The organism is Mesorhizobium sp. B2-3-4 (assembly GCF_006442315.1).
GTDB lineage: Bacteria > Pseudomonadota > Alphaproteobacteria > Rhizobiales > Rhizobiaceae > Mesorhizobium.
In genome coordinates this window covers 97,415-115,481 of sequence record NZ_VFVY01000010.1, presented here as the reverse complement: position 1 = coordinate 115,481, position 18,067 = coordinate 97,415, and the positions used below count along the sequence as shown (strand labels likewise).

Sequence of the window (18,067 nt, the reverse complement as noted above, 5' to 3'; positions counted from 1 at the left end):
CTTCGGCGCCGGCCCGCCGCAAGAACAAGGGCTCGTGAATGCGGGTTGATCTTAGTATCCGGGGACAACGGGGATCACGCGTGACGTTGAGTAGGCTTGGAACAAGCGGGTTGAAATCGGCTGCGGCGCTGCTGTTTGTCCTGGCCGTTGCCGGTTGTGCGGCGTTGGGCGGCAAGCCCGCTCCCCTCGATACGTTCGAACTGACGGCGCCATCGGTCGACGCGCACGGCCATAGCCGCAAGCAAATCCTGATCGCCCAGCCTTCGGCGCTCAAGGCATTGGACAGCCAGAACATCGTCATCAAACCCTCCGACCGCTCGATCCAGTATCTGAAGGGCGCCCAGTGGGCCGACCGCCTGCCGCTGATCGTGCAGGCTCGGCTGGCTGAGACCTTCCAGCGTTCAGGCAGCTTTGCCGGAGTCGGCAAGCCGGGCGAGGGGCTGGCGATCGACTATCAGGTGATCGTCGAGGTCCGGTCCTTCGAGGTGCGCGTCAATGGCGGTGAACATGCCGAGGTCGACCTGTTCGTGCGCCTGCTCAACGATCGCAACGGCGAAGTGAGGGCTTCCAAGAGCTTCACCGCATCCGCACCGGTATCGGGCAGCGGCAACCCGGCCTATGTCGGCGCGCTCGACGCGGCCTTCGGCGACGCGGCCAGGCAAATCGTTCGCTGGACCGAATCGCAGATCTGAACCAGTCAGGCTCCAAAGTATCGCGAAACAGCTACCTATGCCGGCACGGACTGCTGGGTGCCCCGCTGACGGCGTGTCGGCTCGGTCTGGTGAAGATGAACGGCAAAGGTGTCCCAGGGCGGGGTAATGGAAAGTTGCCAGAGGATCCGGCCAATTTCGCCCCGGTGATAGCCCCCGTGCAAGGCTACATGGGTCAGCATTTCCTCCCTGGTCATGTAGCCCTTGTCGCCGTCGGTGAACGTGAAGGCGACGGCTTGCGTCAGATCTCCGGGTGAGACGCCGCGAACATAATCAAGATACCATTGATCGGAGGATGCCACGGCGGCGCGCAGCTCGCTCAGCGTTGGCGTCCCGTCCGTGTTGTCGGACGTATAGCCATGCGGCGCGCCGGTCAGGTGCGCGGCGAAGATTCGGGCTACGACATGATAGTGGTTGACCAGCCGCAAGGCGGTGTGCAGCTCGGCCTTGTGCCTGTCCTGGTCCAGGGTCGCCAATTTGTGGAACAGGTCATTGTTGGCCCAAGCGTGATAGGCATAGAGTTTCTGGAGCAACATGCCGATGGCTGCCTTTCTAAGGTGACGTAATGCGAGTAATCTACTCACATTACGGAGGATCCTATGTCTACTCGCGTTGCCAAACAGCGGCCGGAGATGCGCAAGGAGCCACGACAGGCCCGTTCCCGCGCGACGGTCGAAACGATCCTGGAGGCTGGTACTCGCATTTTGAGCGATGAAGGATGGGCCGGATTCACGACCAACAGGGTCGCGGACCTGGCCGGTGTCAGCATTGGTTCGCTCTACCAGTATTTTCCAGACAAGCTCTCGCTGGTCGACGCCATCCGCCGGCGGCACCTCGATGACTGTCTCGCTGTGATGCGGGAATCCAGGGCTGACGGGCTGTCGCCAGTTCAATTCGTGGCTAACCTTGTTCGCGCGATGGTCGCGGCTCATGGCATCCATCCCGGATTGCACAGGGTGCTGCTCGATGAGGCGCCAGGCTCGGGCGACTACGGCAATCCCAACAGCGAATTCGAGATTGAGTATCTCGGCTACTATGAAGAGGCCGTAGCCGCCTGCCGAAATGGCCGGCGTGGCGAGGCCGACCGCACCGCCGCTCTCATCATTTCAGATGCGATAGACGGTGTGATTCACAATGCCGCGCGCCGTGGCATGTTGGCGGACCCCCTTGTACAAAGCGAGCTGATCCGGCTGGTCAGCCTCTACCTTGCCGACGGCAATCCCAAAGCCGCCGCCTAGGCTATACGCGCTCGAAGATATCGGGCAGCAGCTTTCCAGCCCGCATCGGATGCTGCAGCGTATAGGTTAGGGACAGCGCGTCATCGAGCGCATCATGGCCCCGCAGGGGCGGGTGTTCGACGCCATAATAGTCCGCGAGCTTGTTGCTCGGCGTCCTTGCCAGGTCCTCGATCGGCATGCCGGCCGCGATCAGCAGCTTGACGGCGTTGTCGAAGCGCGTGGCTGGGATGGAAGGCTCGATGCCGGCGACATAGCAACTGATGGCGACCATGTTCAACTCGTCCTTGCCCCAGGACCAGAATCGCGCTCCTGCGGAAAACCGATCGACGTCGGCGAGCGCCTCTTCCAGCCCGACGCCCTGGGCCTCGACGATCTCCTCGGTGATGCCGGTCAGCCCCGTGAAGAATGGATCAAGCGCGTATTTCCGGCCAAACCGGTCGACCGGTCTGACATAGGCTTTATGCGTGTCCAGCACGGGAAAATCGCCTTCGAGGCCGAGCCTGACCGCACCTATCTGCGCGATGATTGGATCGGGATCGTGCGCCGCGCACCAGAATCTGCGTTGTGAGCCCTCGAGGCAGAGGAATTCGCAGTCGAAGATGATTGCCGTCTTCATAAGGCGGGAGATAAATCCCGCCTTCCTTGTTTTTCAGCTCGTCGGCCGCTCAGTGGAGACGGCCGCTGGCATGGGCCAGCATGGTGTAGACCTTGCCGGTGTCCGAGGTGAGATAGGTCTGCGCCATGATGTTGTCGCGGTCGTTGCGCGAGACATCCTTGAGCAGCTTCTCGAAGTCGTCGCAGTAGCGGTCGACGGCGGCGCGGAATTCGGCCTCGGCCTGGTACTTGCGGCGGATCTCGTCGAAGGTCTGCTGGCCCTTCAGCGTGTAGAGGCGGCGCGTAAACACGTCGCGCTCGCCGCGCCTGTAGCGGTTCCACAACTCGATCGAGGCGTCGTGGTCGATGGCCCGCGCGATGTCGACGGACAGAGAGTTCAGCGATTCCACGACGTGCAGCGGCGAACGCTGGGCAGGGGCCGCACGCGGCGCTTCGGCAGGCGCCGAAGGGGCCGCCGGCCTGAGGTCGGCCTCGTTGGACGCCGCGGTCAGCAGATCCCGCACCCAGCCACCTTGCGGCGCGCGGGTGTTGGCGTCGGCTGCCCGCTGGCGCGGTGCCGCCTCCGCCGGGCGCTCCAGATCGAGCGTGCCGCGCAGTCCCGCGCCGCCCAGAGGGGCCTGCGGTGGGCGCAGGTCAGCCTGCGGCGCCGGGGCGCGGCGTGGCGGCTCGGCGGCGCGTGCCGCCGGAGCCTGCGGCGCCGGGCGCAAGGGGCGCGGCTCCGAAGAGTCGCCACCGCGACCGGACTTCGCGACGATATCCGAAAGCTCCTTCAAGGCGTTGATCTGTTCGGAAACGGCGCGGCGGATGGCCGAGGTCGATTCCTTGGCCTCTTCCGGCATCTCGATGACGCCTTTCTTGAGCTCGGCCCGGGTGAGGTCGAGTTCGCTCTTGATCGAGCCGGCGGTGCGCCGCATTTCCTCGGTCGCATCGGCGAAGCGCCTGGTTGCCGACTCGACGACTTCCGTGATGGCGTTGCGGATCTTGTCGGCCGACTCCAGCGTCTTGCCTTCGGCGTTCTGCAGCGTCTGGCCGACGAGGTTCTCGAAAGAGCGCATGACCCTTTCGAGATCTTCCGACTTCTTGACCAGGCCGACGGCGAGATCCTCGAGCGACGACTGCCTTTCCAGCGTGTGCTCGAGGTTACTCTGGGCCGAGCTCAGGAGGTCCGAAGCGCCGGCGAGCAGGCGGCTGTGTTCATCGAACTTGGTGGCGATCGAAGCGACTTCGCGCAAGGTCGACGAGGATAGTTCCGTCAGCCTCGTCGTGTTCGAATCGACCAGACGCGCCGAGCTGGCGAAGGTCTGCGCCGCCTTTTCGGTCGTCGCCGCGAAGCTTTGGGTGCTGCCGGTCAGGCGTTCATCGACCTGGCCGAGATTGACCGCGGCCTGCTCGATGAGCTGACCGAGCTGCGAGCTGGACTTGGTCATGCGGCCGATGAGATCGGCGACGCTGTCGGAGAGGGACGAACGGGCGCCCTCGACCGCCGACAAGGTTTCGGCGGTGCGGCTGGCGAGCGCGTTGACCAAAGCCGCGTTCTCGCTGCGCAGCTTCTCGGTGGCGCGTTCGGTGACCTCTTCCATGCTCTTTTGCAGTTCCGAGCCGCCCTGGGCGAAGCGCTCGACCAAAGGCCGCGCGGTTTCGTCGAGGATCTTCGACATTTCGGCGGACCGCGCCGCGAGCATGGTGTTGAGCTCGCGGGTGTTGGCTCCGATCGTCTTGGCGGCGTCGTTGGTGCTCTGGCCGATATGCTGGCCGACGGCGGTGAAGGTCTCCGCGATCACATTGGCGCGCGATACGAGTTGCGCCTCGGCGGTCGACACCTGCTCGTTGAGCCTCTGACCCATCGTCTCGGCAGTGTAGGCAAGCCTATTCTCGACGCCGGCGATCTGCTCTTCCACACGGGCGGCCGCGGCCGCCGCGCTCGATGCCAGACGCTCGTCGGCGCCAGCAAGTGCCTGCTCGATCTCGCGGGCATGCACGGCCAGTTCCTGGCCAGTCTGGCGGGCGCGATCGGCGACCCTCTGCTCGGTGCTGGCGAAGGCACCGACGATGGTCTGTGCATGCTCGCCGATCGTCGAGGTGCTGTCGGCGATGCGCGAAACCAGGCGCTGGTCGGCGTCGTCGAAGATACGGCCGATCTCGGACGCACGGCTCGACAGCGCGTCCGACCCTTCGGCGATGCGCGAGACCAGCTGCTGGTCGGCGGCATCGAAGATGCGGCCGAGGTCCGAGGCGCGGGCGGCAAGTGCCTCGGCGGATTCGCCGATGCGCATGCCGAGCCGCTGGTCGGCGCTTTCGAAGTTGCGCAGAATGTCGCCGGCGCGAGCGGCCAGCGACTGTGCGGTTTCCACCGCGCGGGCGACCAGCTTCTGGTCGGCCGCGTCGAAGGTGCCGGCAATCTCGCTTGCACGGGCGGCCAGGTGATCGGCGGTGTCCTGGGCCCTGGCAGCCAACTGGTCGGTCGTCGCCTGGGCGCGCGCTGCCAGTTGATCGGTGGTTGCCTGGGCGCGAGCGGCCATTTTCTGGTCCGCCATATCGAAGGTGCCGGCGATCTCGCCAGCGCGGGCAGCCAGCTGATCGGCCGTTTCATGGGCACGGGCCAGCAGCGAGCTGGAGGTGTCGTCGGCGCGGGCGAGCAGGGCGTTGGACGTATCTTCCGCGCGGGCATGCAAGCGGCGATCGGCCTCCTCGAAGGTGCGGGCGATATCCTCGGCCCGGGCGAGCAGGGCGGCGGACGTCTGTTCGGCACGCTCGGCGATCTTGCGGTCGGCGTCGCTGAAGGCGGCACCGGCCTGTTCGTGCAAGGTGCTGGTGACTTCCAGCACCTTTTCGCGCAAGGCACCGGCGACGAAGACCGCGCTCTTCTCGAGCACGGAGCGGACGTTGTCGACACCGGTCGACAGCGCACGCTCCATGGTGCCGGCGCGCTCCTCGATGATGCCGGTCTGGCGGCTGAACGCCTGCTCGATCTTGTCGACGTCGGCGGCGATCGCGGCAGAGATGTCGGTGCTCCTGGCGGCGATCTGGTCGATATGGCCCGACAGCGAGCGATCGACGTCCTTGCGGGTCTCGGTGAGTTTGCCGAGATCGTCTTCAAGCGCGCGGCTCAGCATATTGCGGCCTTCGGCCAGCTTGCCGACATGCCCGGCGATGATGTCGTCGATATCGCCGCGGCTTTCGGTCAGCTTCTGCAAGTCGGCTTCGAGCGCGCGCTTGAGAATGTCGCGGCCCTCGGCAAGCTTCTCGACTTGGCCGGCGACCAGGCCATCGATGCTCGAGCGGCTTTCGGCGAGCTTGGCAAGGTCGGCTTCCAGTGCGCGCTTGAGGACATCGCGGCCTTCCGCCAGCTTCTCGACTTGGCCGGCGACCAGGCCATCGATGCTCGAGCGGCTTTCGGCCAGCTTGGCAAGGTCGGCTTCCAGTGCGCGCTTGAGGACATCGCGGCCTTCCGCCAGCTTCTCGACCTGGCCGGCGACCAGACCGTCGATGCTGGACCGGCTTTCGGCGAGCTTGGCAAGATCGTCCTCGAGGGCCTTCGACAGGGTCGAACGCTCCTGGACGAGCCGTTCCGCGTGGTTGTTGACGTGGCCGCTGACAGTCAGAAGGTCGGCCTCGAGCGCTCTCGACAAGGTCGAACGATCCTGGGCAAGCCGCTCGGTGTGGCTGTTGACGTGGCCGCCGACAGTGTCGAGGTCGGCTTCCAGCGCCTTGGACAGTGTCGAACGCTCCTGCGCCAGCCGATCCGAGTGGCTGTTGACAAGGCTGTTGACGGTTTCGAGATCAGCCTCCAGCGCGCGGGCGAACTGGGCCCGGTCGTCGACCAGTTTCTGGGACTGGTCGGCAACGGTGTTTCTGACCGTGTTGAGGTCGGCTTCCAGGGCGCGGCGCAGGATGTCGCGACCTTCGGCCAACTTCTCGACCTGGCCGGCGACCAGCCCGTCGATGCCGGAGCGGCTTTCGGCGAGCTTGGCAAGATCGTCCTCGAGTGCCTTCGACAGGGTCGAGCGATCCTGAACCAGCTTGTTCATGTGGTCTGATATGACGCTGTTCACATTCTGCAGATCGGCTTCGAGCACGCGCGAGAGCTGCCCGCGATCCTCGGCAAGTCTGTCCGACTGGCTCGATATGACGTTCTTGATCGTGTTGAGGTCGGATTCCAGCGCACGCTTGAGAATGTCGCGGCCCTCGGCCAGCTTCTCGACCTGGCCGGCGACCAGCCCGTCGATGCTGGAGCGGCTCTCGGCCAGCTTGGCGAGGTCGGCTTCAAGCGTCTGCGAGAGCAGGCCGCGGTCCTCGGCCAGCCGTCCCGAATGGCTGTCGATGAGGCCGCGTATGCCCGACAGGTCGCTTTCGAGCGAACGGCCAAGTTGCGTGCGGTCTTCCGCCAGTTTCGCAGAATGCGCCTCGATGAGGCTCTTGATGCCGGCGATGTCGTTCTCGAGCGCCTTGGCGAGCACGGCGCGACCCTCGGCGATCTTCTCGACCTGGCCGGCAACGAGCCCGTCAATGCCGGCGCGGCTGTCGGACAATTTGCCGAGATCGGCCTCCAATGCGCGCGAAAGAATGTTGCGACCTTCGGCAAGCTTACCGACATGTCCGGCGACCATTTCATCAATGATCGTACGAGCTTGAACCAGTTTTCCAGAGTCTTCGTTGAGAGCCAGCGAGAGCCGGTTGCGGCCTTCTTCCAGCCTTTCGAGGTGGCTGCCGAGCGACGCGTCGATCGCCGCGCGCGATTCGTTGACCTTACGCAGGTCTTCCTCGAGCGCACGCGCTATCAGGCCGCGACCTTCGGCCAGCTTCTGCACCTGGTTGGTGACAGCCGCATCGATGCCGGCGCGCCCCTCGGCGAATTTCGCCAGGTCCGCCTGCATGGCGGCCGCCATGCGCTCGCGGCTCTCGGAGAGCTTGCGGCTGTGGTTCTCGACGGCTTCCTCGATGCCGACACGGGCATCGGCGAGCCGCTGGATGTCGCTGTCGAAGGAACGCGACACGACATGGCGGGCTGCTTCCATGCGGCCGGCGAAATCGCTGGCGCGCGCTTCGAGCATGGAAGAGGTCGAGGTGACGATGTCGGCCATGTCGGCGCCGATCTGCGTCTTGCCCTGATCGATCATGGCCGACAGCGTGTCCTTGCTCTCGGCGAAGGTGTGGGCGATCTCACGGGCACGCTCGACGAGCGTCTCGTTGATCTGGCGAGCGCGGGCCTCAAGGGCCGCATTGAGCTTCTGCGTGCCGGTGTCCAGCGCTTCGGCGCGGGTCTGGAACTCGCTGATCAGCGCCTGGCCGCGTTCGGCCAAGGTGCGCTCGATGCCGTTGAGGCTGGCCTCGAATTCGGAACTGAGGGTGCGTGCGGCACCGCCGAGCAGCGACACCATGCCGGTGGTGCGGTCGTCGAGCAGGTCGGTCAACGACCGGGTCAAGCCGTCCGTCGTGTCCGTCAGCTTGGCGATACGGGTGTCGAGCAGGCTGGCGAAAGCCTCGCCGGAGGTCGAAAGCCGGTCGGTGATGTTGTCGAGGCGGCCTTCCACCGAATCGAAGATCGACATCGAGCTTTCGTTGATGCGGTCGATCAGCGTGTCGCCGGAATTGGTGATGGTCATCGACAGCTTGGTCGAAGCGTTGAGGATCGAGTCGCGAATGATGTCGCTTGCCGCGCCGATTTCATCACGCAACGTCTCGTGCGCCCCGGCAATCGAGGCGCGCACGCGTTCGGCATGGCTGACCACCGCTTCGCGCTCGCTGCCCAATCCGTCGACCAGCGAACGGATCCGGGTCTCGTTTTCAGAATAGGAACGCTCGATCTGGTTGACCTCGCTGTGGACCAGCGTCTCCAGTTCCACGGCGCGCGCAAGCGTGCGTTCGATGCCTTCGCCCATGGCGGCCACCTCACGGCGAACGGCCTGGCCGATCATCATGACGCGATCCTGGGCCATGTTTTCCGGCTCGGTGAGGCGGAAGGCCACTTCCGTCATCGATTGCGCGGCGATGCGCATGTCCTGGGCGCGGCGGATCATCGCCGCGAAGGCCCAGAACAGGATGACCGGCACGATTGCCGCGACGGCAAGGCCGATCAGTTCGGGACGCGCAAAGAACTGGTCCAGCGTGCTGATGCGCCAGATGCTCGGCCCGAAAAGCAGGTTCGCCAGCCCGCCGGCGCCCGCGATCCAGGCGAGCGAGACAAAGGCGATGACCCAGTAGATTGTGTTGGAGGCGCGCCTGTTCAGGCTGTGCAGAAGGGTCTTGTAGTCTTTCTGGCGATCGTCGTTGGCGGGTGCGAAGCCTGCCGGCTGACCACCATTGCGTGTTTCCACCGGGCGAAGTTCGGCCGGGCGCAGTTCAGCCGGCTTGGCCTTTGGCGCCGATTTCGCGGCCTGGGCCTGATTGACGACGGGCGCCGCCGCGACGGGCGCCGGCTGCTGATTGCGTCCCTCGCGCGCCAGTTCGTCGGCGGCCTGGGATATCTGCGCTTCCAGATCTTCCATCGAAGCCGCGATGTCGAGGTCACCGCTGCCGGTATCGCCGCTCAGATCGAGGTCGAGAGCTTTTTCGAGCTCCCTGGCCACGTCGCTGTCGAGAGTTCTGGTGTTCGTCGTTGGTTTCTTCGCCATGCCTTCGCTACCCTGTACTAGCTGCCGCGGGCTTATAATTCTGGTTCTGGCACCCCCGCGCAGGAGGCTGAAAATGGACCCTCGTATCGTAATGACACAGGGGGGTAAAGAAAACATGCATTCCGCGGGATACGTAAAACTTTAAATATAAGGTTAACGGAACCGTGATTTGGGCGCCGCTTTCGCAACATTTTTCCGGGCCATTCATTAACCCGTTGTCCATTGGATTCGCCTAGTTTTCAGGCGACCGAAGAAACGGAGTTCGAGTTCATGCGTGGCGAAAGCGGCATTGCCTTCTCAATGCCCGGGGGCGACGTATCGGGAACGAGGCAGTCCCGGCCGGTCGATTTGGCACACCTTGCCCGGCAAACGATGGGCGACCGCGCCCTGGAGCAAGAGGTGCTGGCACTGTTTGTACAGCAGGCGTTGTCGGTGCGCGACAAAATAGTCGACGCCGGTATCAAGGATCGGCTCCTGCTGGCTCACGGCTTGAAGGGATCGGCCCGCGGCGTGGGCGCCTTCGCCATCGCCGATTGCGCCACCGAGATCGAGCGCCAGCCGGAGGACGTCCAGACGCTCAAGCGGCTTGGCAGGCTGATCGACGAAGTGCGCGACTTTATCGCCGCCATCAATCGCTGATCCGGTTTACGACAAAAACGTCACGGAGCGCCGCTTTCGCGCGGCAGTTGACTTGTTTGCCGGAGTGATTATCTCGGGCGAAACTCCTTTTCGTCCAGGGCGAAACGCTTCTTCGTCCCGGGCGAATTCCCTTCAGGTGACACATGACCAAACTGACCTTCATCGCCCATGACGGCACACATTTCGACGTGGATGCCGAAAACGGCTCGACGGTCATGGAGAACGCCATCCGCAACGCGGTGCCGGGCATCGAGGCCGAATGCGGCGGCGCCTGCGCCTGCGCGACCTGCCATGTCTATGTCGACGAGGCATGGACGGCCGAGGTCGGCGAACCGGAGGCGATGGAAGAGGACATGCTGGACTTCGCCTACGACGTCCAGCCGAACTCGCGCCTGTCGTGCCAGATCAAGGTGCGCGATGCGCTCGACGGCCTGGTCGTGCGGGTGCCCGAACGCCAGGGCTAAGCCAGCATCGGCAATTTTTCCCGCTGGCGCTTGGCAGCGGGCCAATGCTCATGCAGTCTCGCCCGGTCTTTCGCAGCGAGGCGCATCATGAGCGGCATCATCAGCACAGACGTCCTTATTGTCGGGGCAGGGCCGGTCGGCCTGTTCGCCGTGTTCGAACTCGGCCTGCTGGACCTGAAGTGCCATCTGATCGACATTCTCGACAAGCCCGGCGGCCAATGCGCCGAACTCTATCCGGAGAAGCCGATCTACGACATTCCCGGATGGCCCTCGATCTCGGCGCAGGGGCTTGTCGACAAGCTGCTCGAGCAGGTCGCGCCCTTCAAGCCTGATTTCACCTACAACCGGATGGTCTCCAGCCTCGAAAAGCTGGACGAAGGCGGTTTTCGCGTGACCACGGACGAGAACGAGGTTTTCGAGGCCAAGGTGGTGGTGATCGCCGCCGGCGGCGGCTCATTCCAGCCCAAACGTCCGCCGATCCCGGGCATCGAGGCCTATGAAGGCACGAGCGTTTTTTATTCGGTTCGCCGGATGGAGGAGTTTCGCGGCCATGACCTGGTCATCGTCGGCGGTGGCGACTCGGCCCTGGACTGGACGCTGAACCTGCAACCGGTGGCAAGGAGCGTGACGCTGGTTCACCGGCGCCCCGAGTTTCGCGCCGCACCCGACAGCGTCAACAAAATGTACGCCATGCAGGAGATGAAGGAACTGGAATTTAGGGTCGGTCAGGTGACCGGGCTCACCGGAGCCGATGGCCAGCTGGCATCGGCCACCATCAAGGGCGGCCCGGATGGCGACATCGAGGTACCCTGTACCCGCATGTTGCCGTTCTTCGGCCTGACCATGAAGCTCGGCCCGATCGCGGAATGGGGCCTCAATCTCCACGAGAACCTGATCCCGGTCGACACCGAGAAATTCGAGACCTCGGTGCGAGGTATCTTCGCGGTCGGCGACATAAACTGGTATCCGGGCAAGCTGAAGCTGATCCTGTCGGGCTTCCACGAGGTGGCGCTGATGGCGCAGGCCGCCAAGCGCATCATCAGCCCCGGCGAACGCATCGTGTTCCAGTACACGACCTCGTCGACCAGCCTGCAGAAGAAGCTCGGCGTTTCAGAATAGGGCTCTACTCCGACAGGATCGGCGCCGGATTGTCGACATGGCCCCGAAGCTCTTTCTCGGGCATCAGCGTCAGCGTCACGAGCCCGAGCAAAAGCGTGCCGGCGGCGACGAGAAAGATCATGACGAACGGTTGAGCCGACGCGACATGTCCAGCGACCTCGACGCCTTCGCCGGCCAGCGGCAAGCCGAAGCCCAGGGCGACGGCACCGAGCATCGCCACGCCCAATGCGCTGCCCAGCGAGCGCAGGAAGGTCAGCACGCCGGTAGCCACGCCAAGATGCATGCGGTCGACGGCATTCTGCACCGAGACGGTGGTTACCGGAAATGTGGTCCCGGTTCCCAGCCCGATACAGACGGTCAGCACCTCGACGACCAGCAGCGACGCATGGCCGGCGACAAGCGCAAGCAGGCCAAGGCACAGTATGGAGAAGGTGACGCCGAACATCGCGATTCGCTTGTAGTGCGTGAAGCGCGGTATCAGGCGGCCGCTGGAGGCGGCTCCGGCCACGGTTCCAAGCAGTAGACCAAGCATTGCAATGCCCGACTCGCTGGCGGTCAGGCCGATGATCGATTGCAGATATACGGGCAGATAGACCGCAAGGCCGATGCTGGAGGCCTGCAGCAGGAACATAGACAGCGTGCCGGCCAGCACGATCGGGTTGCCCAGCACCTCGAGCGAGATGAGCGGTTCGGCAGCCCGCATAAGCCGCAAGGCAAAGGCGGCCCAGAAAACGGAAGAGCAGGCGAGAACGCCCATCACTTCCGGCGATGTCCAGGGGTAGGCGCTGCCGCCCCAGTTCAGCGCCAGCAGCAGCAGAGCCGTGGCCACGATGAGAAGCAAAGCGCCAAGGCCGTCGATGCTGTGGTTCTTGGCGGCGATCGGCAGCTTCTTGAGCGGTTTGTTGATGATCGCCATGGCGAGAAAGCCGAGCGGGATATTGATCCAGAAGATCAGCGACCAGTGCAGATGTTCGGCGAAGGTGCCGCCCAGCAACGGCCCGGCGACACTGGCAACGGCCCATGTGCCGGAGAACCACGCCGCGTAGCGCGCCCGCTCGCGCGGCGGAACGAGGTCGCCGACAACGGTCTGCGTCAGCGCGAACAGGCCGCCGCCGCCGGCCCCCTGGATCGCGCGTCCCAGGACGAGGACGAACATGTTCGGCGCCAGCGCGCTGACCAGCGACCCGGCAAGGAAGATCAGGATTGCGGCATAGACCGTCGGCCGGCGACCGTAGACGTCTGAGATCTTGCCGTAGAGCGGCGCCACGGCGGTCGCCGTCAGAAGATAGCCGGTGACGACCCATGGCAGGTAATCGGCATGGCCAAGCGCGCGTCCGATGGTCGGCATGGCGGGCGCGACGATGGTCTGGTCGAGCGCTGCCAGCAGCATCGACAGCAGGACACCACCGATGATGGCGTTCTTCTCGCTTTCGGTCAGCGGCGTGGCTGCAGCCGCCATTGTCTGCTTGTCGACAGCCTGGTCCATGGTCGTTTGTCCGTGTGCTTGCGCGCCGTGCGGGTTACCGGTTGGGCTTGTCTGGTGTCACCGCCGCGCGATCGGTCCTGGTGCTCGTGTCGAAGATTGTGCCCTGCCAACCCGTGATAATGTCGTCCGATATAGGCCGATTTCGACCGCCATCCGACAAAAGTTTCGAATCTGGTCCTATGCTTGGGTGCGTTTGGCTCGCGGCGGTGCCACTGCACGCGCAGAGAGTCACGCCGGCGGTGGCAGCCGGCCGCTCTCGATGCGTTCCATGCGGTAGTGCAGCAGCCGCAGGATACGGCTTTCGAAATTGGCGCCCTCGACACGGTCGAACCGCACCTGATCCTGGTCGTGCCTGGCAAGCTCGGCCGCGGTGATTTCGGCCGCTTTGGCCTTGGCCGCGTTGCAGTCCTTCTGGGGATAGCTTGCCTTCAGGGCGTCTTCCAGCGCGCGGGCGTGGTTCTTGGCGATCTCGACGTGACGGTCTTCATGGCGCTTGATGTCGGCCGACAATGTATCCCAGAACAGCCGCACGTCGGCGTCGGCTTTGCGCGGGCGGCGCCATTCGGGAAGGATCACCTTGACCTTGACGGTGACGACCGCGTCGGCGATCCGGCACGAGCCGGCCTGGCTGGCGTAGCTGATGCGTGTGGTGAAGGCCATCTGGGTGGCGCCCGGATGGCGCGATCCTGTGCTTTTGACCTGCGGTCCATGTTTGGCGAGTTGCTGCTCGATATCCTCGAGGGTTCTGCCGCCAATGGCGAAGTAGCTGTATGTCTTCACCAGATTGGCCGCGTTCGCCGGAACGGCGGCAAGGGTGATCAGCAGCGCGCAGAACAGGGATCGTTTCATCATGTTGCCTCTTCGGTCAGCTTGCTTTACGGCCTTTGCCGGCGCAACGGAACTGATCCGATGCGCATCACACATCGTTGATGACCCCATGGTAGATGAGCAATGACGGCGAGGCGATGGCAGCTGGCGCATGGGCGTTATCTCGAGCTTGGCGGCAAGGCCGTGGTCGTCGGTATCCTCAATGTCACGCCCGACAGCTTTTCCGACGGCGGCCTGTTCGACGCTCCCGAGGCCGCGCTCATCCAGGCGCGCCGCATGATCGGAGAAGGAGCCGCGGTCATCGATGTCGGCGGAGAATCGACCCGGCCAGGCGCAGCCACGATCTCGGCCAGTGAGGAGCAGGCCCGTATCCTGCCCGTGATCGAGGCGCTGGCACATGCTGGCGGCGTGCTGATCTCGGTCGACACCTATCGCGCGGAGACCGCGCGGCTCGCCGTCGAGGCCGGCGCGCATATCGTCAACGACGTCTGTGGCCTGCAACGCGAGCCCGACATTGCACGGGTGGCTGCCGAGACGGGCGCCGGGCTGGTCGTCATGCATACCGGCCGGGGCCGCGACAAGCTGCCCGACGTGATCGCCGATCAGCTGGCGTTCCTGGAAAAATCGCTCGAGATCGGGCGCGGGCAGGGTGTCGCAGACGACCATATCGTCCTCGATCCCGGCTTTGGCTTCGCCAAGGAGACGGCGGAAGAAAACCTCGACCTGATGGCGCGGTTTTCCGAACTCTGCGCGCTCGGCTTCCCGCTCATGGCCGGTACGTCGCGAAAGCGCTTCATCGGCACCGTTACGGGCCGCGACGCCGCCGACAGGGCAGCGGGAACAGCGGCGACGAGCGTCATATTGAGATTGAAGGGCGCCGACCTGTTTCGCGTCCACGATGTCGCAATCAACGTGGATGCGCTGGCGGTGGCGGATGCTATGTTGGCGCGGCAAACCGGCAGATCGGAACACTGAGCCATGTATGTCATCCGCATGAAAAATTGCGCCTTCTTTGCCCGGCACGGCGTGCTGGACGAGGAAGAGAGGCTCGGGCAGCGTTTCTATGTCGACGCTTCGCTCTCCGTCGAGCCGGGGCGCGCGCTGGTCGATGACGCCATCGGCGAAACGGTCAATTACGGCGTCGCCTTCACCGTGATCGAGGAGATCATCACCGGGCACCGGCGTTTCCTGATCGAGGCGCTGGCGCTCGAGGTGGCAAAAGCCCTTACGCAACGCTTTCCCCAGATCAGGAAGGCCGAGATCACGGTTCGCAAGCCGAATGCACCGGTGCCCGGCGTGCTCGATTATGTCGAGGTGACCGTTGTCTGGCCCGAGTAACACCGTCTATCTGAGCCTCGGCGGCAATCTCGGCGATCCGGCACGGTCGATGGCGGCTGCGCTGCGCCTGCTCGACGCCGATCCCGATACCGACGTGGCCACCGTTTCCTCGCTCTACCGGACGCCGCCGTGGGGCAAGCTCGACCAGCCGGATTTCCTCAACGCCGCAGCCGGGCTGTCGACGCGGCTGTCACCGCGGGCATTGCTTGACCTCTGCCTCGATGCCGAGCGAAAGCTCAAACGCGTGCGCGAGGAGCGGTGGGGGCCGCGACTGATCGACATCGACATCCTGGTGTTCGGCGACCAAATCATCCATGAAACCGGGCTGGAAGTGCCGCATCCGCGCATGCTGGAGCGTGCCTTCGTACTGGCGCCGCTGGCCGAGGTCGCGCCGGGTCTCGCCATCGCCGGCAAAAGCGTGGCCGATCGGCTGGGCTCGGTCGACGCGGCCGGCATCGAGCGGCTGCCATCCGGCCGCGACTGGTGGCTGCGGTAGGGCCGCCGCGTCAGCCGGAAAACCCGCCGCCGTCGAGGAATGCCTTTTCCTCGGGCGTCGTTTCGCGTCCGAGCATCCTGTTGCGATGCGGGAAACGGCCGAAGCGCCGGATGATGTCACGGTGCTCCAGCGCATATTTCAGGTTGAACTCGGCTTTGGCGGTGTGCAGTTCGACCGATATGTCCTGATCGGCAAGGTTTTCCGAATGTTCGAACGGCAGGTACAGGAACACGCGTACGTTGGGTTCCAGGGCCAGGTCATGACCTGCGGTGACAGCTTTTTGAGCGAAATGCTTTGCCAGCGGATCGGTCGCGCACATGTGGCCGGTGCCGCGAAAGCAGTTGCGCGGGAACTGGTCGAGCAGGATCATCAAGGCCAGCGAACCCTCGGCGTGTTCCGACCAGGCGTCGCACTCACGCCGCGCGGCGGCGTAATGCAGGTCGAGGAAACGATCGCGGAAATCGGCGTCGAAGGCTTCGTTCTTCTCGAACCATGCATCCTCGCCGGCATCGCGCCAGAACTTGGTGACCGATAGCGCCCTGCTGTCCAATTCCATGCATGGTTCCCTGTTCAATCGGATTCGGATTTGTGCAGAACGCCGGCCGTCTCCTCATTGAGGGCCTGACCAGGACGGCGCGGGGTGGAGAGCGGTGTCGGAATCGGCGTGCCGATATTGCCTCTCAGGAAACGTTGACCGGCGCGAATGCCTTCGGCGAGCTGGGTCTCGAAACGGTCGGTATCGCGGCGCCTGACGTCATCGATCGTTTCAGCCACGTCTTCAGGGTCGACACCAAGCGATTCCAGCGCCGAGCCGCCGAAAACGAGTGCCGATTCGAAGGTCTCGCGCAGCTGATAGTCCACGCCGGCACGAATGAGCTGTAGTGCCGTGCCGCGGTCGAACGCCCGGGCGAGCACCGTGAGCAGTGGAAACTCGGCCTTGATCAGCTCGGCGATCCGAACAGCCGCATCGGCCTTGTCGACACAGATGAGCACGGCGCGCGCCCGGCCGGCCCCGGCCGCGTGCAGGATATCCAGTCTAGTGCCGTCGCCATAATAGACCTTGAAACCGAAATCGGCGGCGGCCTGGATCATCTCGACATCGTTGTCGATGATCGAGACATCGATGCCGCGCAGGAGCAAGGGTTGGCTGGCGATCTGGCCGAAGCGGCCGAAACCGATGATCAGCACGCTGCCGGTCAGGCCGTCGGCGACTTCGACGCCGTCCAGCGACTGCTCGTCGCGCGGCGTAACATAGCGCAAGGCAATGATCGCCAGGGGTGTCAGCACCATGGAGATGATGACGATCGCCGTCAGCGTCGCGTTTGCCTGGCCGTCGATGATGCCGACGGCGGCGGCCGCCGAATAGAGCACGAAGGCGAACTCACCGCCTTGCGCCATGAAGACGGCTCGTTCCAGCGCCTCGCGGTGGCCCGATTTCAGGACGCGGGCGACAATGTAGATGCCGAGACCCTTCATCACCATGTAGGCGACGACATAGACGGCGATCAGCCTCCAGTTCGCGGCCACCACATGCAGGTCGAGAGACATACCGACCGCAAGGAAGAAGAGCCCGAGCAGGATGCCGCGGAACGGTTCGATGTCGGCTTCGAGCTGATGGCGGAAGGTCGATTCCGAGAGCAGTACGCCGGCCAGGAACGCGCCCATCGCCATCGACAGGCCGCTAAGCTGCATGGCGAGCGCCGATCCGAGCACGACCAGCAGTGCGGCGGCCGTCATCACCTCACGCGCACGGGCATCCGCGAGGATGCGGAAGAAGGGGTTGAGCAGATAGCGTCCGGCCACCACCAATCCGACGATCGCGGCGAGGCCGATGCCAACCTCGGTCAGCCGCTCCGACAGGCTGGTGTCGGCGCTGCCCGGCGCCAGGAACGCGATCAGCGCCAGCAGCGGCACGATTGCGAGATCCTCCAGCAGCAGGACCGAGACAATGCGCTGGCCCTTGGGCGAGGCGATTTCGCCGCGTTCCTCCAGAAGCTGCATGACGATGGCCGTCGAGGTCAGCACGAAACCGGCGCCGGCAACGAAGGATTGCGCGATCGGAAACCCTCCGGCCATGCCGACACCGGTCAGGAGCACCGCGCAGACCCCGACCTGAAGCGCGCCAAGCCCGAAGATCTCGCGACGCAGGCCCCAGAGCCGCGACGGCTGCATTTCCAGGCCGATGATGAACAGGAACATGACCACGCCGAGCTCGGCGACATGCAGGATGGCCCCCGATTCGGAAAAGACGCCGATGCCGAACGGGCCGATCACCACGCCGGCGGCGAGATAACCGAGAATGGAGCCAAGGCCCATGCGCTTGAAGATGGGAACGGCAATGACGCCCGCGGCGAGCAGCGCCACTACCTGAATCAGATCGCTGCCCGATGTCTCTACCGCCATGCCTCTTGTCCCTGTGTCCGACAGACTTCCTCGCATGCGGTTGGAGTGGGAGCAAGGGCGGGGAGCCTGCCAGGACGGGTAGGGGGCCGTTGAGACGAATTCCCTGGGTGGAGCATGGTC

General features: G+C 64.4%; 15 protein-coding genes. 8 read left to right on the top strand and 7 right to left on the bottom strand.

All coding sequences use genetic code 11. The features are described from left to right. Window positions 1-38 precede the first annotated feature (38 nt). Window positions 39-692, top strand: coding sequence for an ABC-type transport auxiliary lipoprotein family protein (locus FJ967_RS16980; RefSeq protein WP_140732972.1), 654 nt, complete (start codon window positions 39-41; stop codon window positions 690-692). Window positions 693-727: 35 nt separating this feature from the next. Here FJ967_RS16980 and FJ967_RS16975 read toward each other — a convergent pair whose 3' ends face one another. Beyond that, a complete protein-coding gene (locus FJ967_RS16975; RefSeq protein ID WP_140733066.1) occupies window positions 728-1,252 on the bottom strand; it encodes a DinB family protein in 525 nt (174 codons plus the stop codon). A 90-nt stretch (window positions 1,253-1,342) separates the two neighbouring features. On the opposite strand from FJ967_RS16975, the gene FJ967_RS16970 reads away from it, so the two are divergent. Continuing rightward, complete coding sequence (locus FJ967_RS16970; RefSeq protein ID WP_140732971.1) at window positions 1,343-1,948, top strand: TetR/AcrR family transcriptional regulator; 606 nt, start codon at window positions 1,343-1,345, stop codon at window positions 1,946-1,948. Between the two features lies 1 nt (window position 1,949). On the opposite strand, the gene FJ967_RS16965 is transcribed toward FJ967_RS16970, so the two are convergent. After that, entirely contained in the window at window positions 1,950-2,564 is a 615-nt protein-coding gene (locus tag FJ967_RS16965) for a 3'-5' exonuclease (RefSeq protein ID WP_140732970.1), read from the bottom strand. Window positions 2,565-2,613: 49 nt separating this feature from the next. Beyond that, the gene (locus FJ967_RS16960) at window positions 2,614-9,174 is read right to left on the bottom strand and encodes a kinesin (protein WP_140732969.1); all 6,561 of its coding nucleotides are present in this window, start codon (window positions 9,172-9,174) and stop codon (window positions 2,614-2,616) included. Between the two features lie 270 nt (window positions 9,175-9,444). Here FJ967_RS16960 and FJ967_RS16955 point away from each other — a divergent pair, with 270 nt between their 5' ends. The 3 genes from FJ967_RS16955 (at window position 9,445) to FJ967_RS16945 (ending at window position 11,396) form a co-directional block, all read left to right on the top strand. Next, the gene (locus FJ967_RS16955) at window positions 9,445-9,813 is read left to right on the top strand and encodes an Hpt domain-containing protein (protein WP_140732968.1); all 369 of its coding nucleotides are present in this window, start codon (window positions 9,445-9,447) and stop codon (window positions 9,811-9,813) included. 143 nt (window positions 9,814-9,956) lie between these two features. Next, window positions 9,957-10,277: a 2Fe-2S iron-sulfur cluster-binding protein gene (locus tag FJ967_RS16950; protein ID WP_137931040.1), complete on the top strand. Its 321-nt coding sequence runs from the start codon at window positions 9,957-9,959 to the stop codon at window positions 10,275-10,277. An 87-nt stretch (window positions 10,278-10,364) separates the two neighbouring features. Further along, complete coding sequence (locus FJ967_RS16945) at window positions 10,365-11,396, top strand: NAD(P)/FAD-dependent oxidoreductase (protein WP_140732967.1); 1,032 nt, start codon at window positions 10,365-10,367, stop codon at window positions 11,394-11,396. 4 nt (window positions 11,397-11,400) lie between these two features. On the opposite strand, the gene FJ967_RS16940 is transcribed toward FJ967_RS16945, so the two are convergent. Both FJ967_RS16940 and FJ967_RS16935 read right to left on the bottom strand, forming a co-directional pair. Beyond that, entirely contained in the window at window positions 11,401-12,882 is a 1,482-nt protein-coding gene (locus FJ967_RS16940) for an MDR family MFS transporter (RefSeq protein WP_140732966.1), read from the bottom strand. A 228-nt stretch (window positions 12,883-13,110) separates the two neighbouring features. Then, window positions 13,111-13,734, bottom strand: coding sequence for a DUF922 domain-containing protein (locus FJ967_RS16935; protein ID WP_140732965.1), 624 nt, complete (start codon window positions 13,732-13,734; stop codon window positions 13,111-13,113). Between the two features lie 99 nt (window positions 13,735-13,833). Here FJ967_RS16935 and folP point away from each other — a divergent pair, with 99 nt between their 5' ends. From folP to folK, 3 genes are read left to right on the top strand one after another with little or no spacing between them, the layout of a single operon-like run. Beyond that, window positions 13,834-14,685, top strand: a complete 852-nt coding sequence (gene folP, locus FJ967_RS16930; RefSeq protein ID WP_140732964.1) for a dihydropteroate synthase — start codon at window positions 13,834-13,836, stop codon at window positions 14,683-14,685. Between the two features lie 3 nt (window positions 14,686-14,688). Beyond that, entirely contained in the window at window positions 14,689-15,048 is a 360-nt protein-coding gene (gene folB, locus FJ967_RS16925; protein WP_140732963.1) for a dihydroneopterin aldolase, read from the top strand. Next, window positions 15,032-15,544, top strand: a complete 513-nt coding sequence (gene folK / locus FJ967_RS16920) for a 2-amino-4-hydroxy-6-hydroxymethyldihydropteridine diphosphokinase (protein ID WP_140732962.1) — start codon at window positions 15,032-15,034, stop codon at window positions 15,542-15,544. The genes folB and folK overlap by 17 nt, the downstream gene beginning before the upstream one ends. A gap of 10 nt (window positions 15,545-15,554) precedes the next feature. Here folK and FJ967_RS16915 read toward each other — a convergent pair whose 3' ends face one another. Beyond that, window positions 15,555-16,100 (bottom strand): DUF924 family protein, encoded by a 546-nt coding sequence (locus tag FJ967_RS16915; protein ID WP_140732961.1) that lies wholly within the window; start codon window positions 16,098-16,100, stop codon window positions 15,555-15,557. 14 nt (window positions 16,101-16,114) lie between these two features. After that, the gene (locus tag FJ967_RS16910; RefSeq protein ID WP_140732960.1) at window positions 16,115-17,947 is read right to left on the bottom strand and encodes a monovalent cation:proton antiporter-2 (CPA2) family protein; all 1,833 of its coding nucleotides are present in this window, start codon (window positions 17,945-17,947) and stop codon (window positions 16,115-16,117) included. Between the last annotated feature and the right edge of the window lie 120 nt (window positions 17,948-18,067).

What these genes read in the sequence shown, in the direction of transcription:
- FJ967_RS16980 (WP_140732972.1), top strand. Translation starts at nt 39, where the DNA reads ATGCGGGTTGATCTTAGTATCCGGGGACAACGGGGATCACGCGTGACG.
- FJ967_RS16970 (WP_140732971.1), top strand. Translation starts at nt 1,343, where the DNA reads ATGCGCAAGGAGCCACGACAGGCCCGTTCCCGCGCGACGGTCGAAACG.
- FJ967_RS16965 (WP_140732970.1), bottom strand. Translation starts at nt 2,564, where the DNA reads ATGAAGACGGCAATCATCTTCGACTGCGAATTCCTCTGCCTCGAGGGC.
- FJ967_RS16960 (WP_140732969.1), bottom strand. Translation starts at nt 9,174, where the DNA reads ATGGCGAAGAAACCAACGACGAACACCAGAACTCTCGACAGCGACGTG.
- FJ967_RS16955 (WP_140732968.1), top strand. Translation starts at nt 9,445, where the DNA reads ATGCGTGGCGAAAGCGGCATTGCCTTCTCAATGCCCGGGGGCGACGTA.
- FJ967_RS16950 (WP_137931040.1), top strand. Translation starts at nt 9,957, where the DNA reads ATGACCAAACTGACCTTCATCGCCCATGACGGCACACATTTCGACGTG.
- FJ967_RS16945 (WP_140732967.1), top strand. Translation starts at nt 10,365, where the DNA reads ATGAGCGGCATCATCAGCACAGACGTCCTTATTGTCGGGGCAGGGCCG.
- FJ967_RS16940 (WP_140732966.1), bottom strand. Translation starts at nt 12,882, where the DNA reads ATGGACCAGGCTGTCGACAAGCAGACAATGGCGGCTGCAGCCACGCCG.
- FJ967_RS16935 (WP_140732965.1), bottom strand. Translation starts at nt 13,734, where the DNA reads ATGATGAAACGATCCCTGTTCTGCGCGCTGCTGATCACCCTTGCCGCC.
- folP (WP_140732964.1), top strand. Translation starts at nt 13,834, where the DNA reads ATGACGGCGAGGCGATGGCAGCTGGCGCATGGGCGTTATCTCGAGCTT.
- folB (WP_140732963.1), top strand. Translation starts at nt 14,689, where the DNA reads ATGTATGTCATCCGCATGAAAAATTGCGCCTTCTTTGCCCGGCACGGC.
- FJ967_RS16915 (WP_140732961.1), bottom strand. Translation starts at nt 16,100, where the DNA reads ATGGAATTGGACAGCAGGGCGCTATCGGTCACCAAGTTCTGGCGCGAT.
- FJ967_RS16910 (WP_140732960.1), bottom strand. Translation starts at nt 17,947, where the DNA reads ATGGCGGTAGAGACATCGGGCAGCGATCTGATTCAGGTAGTGGCGCTG.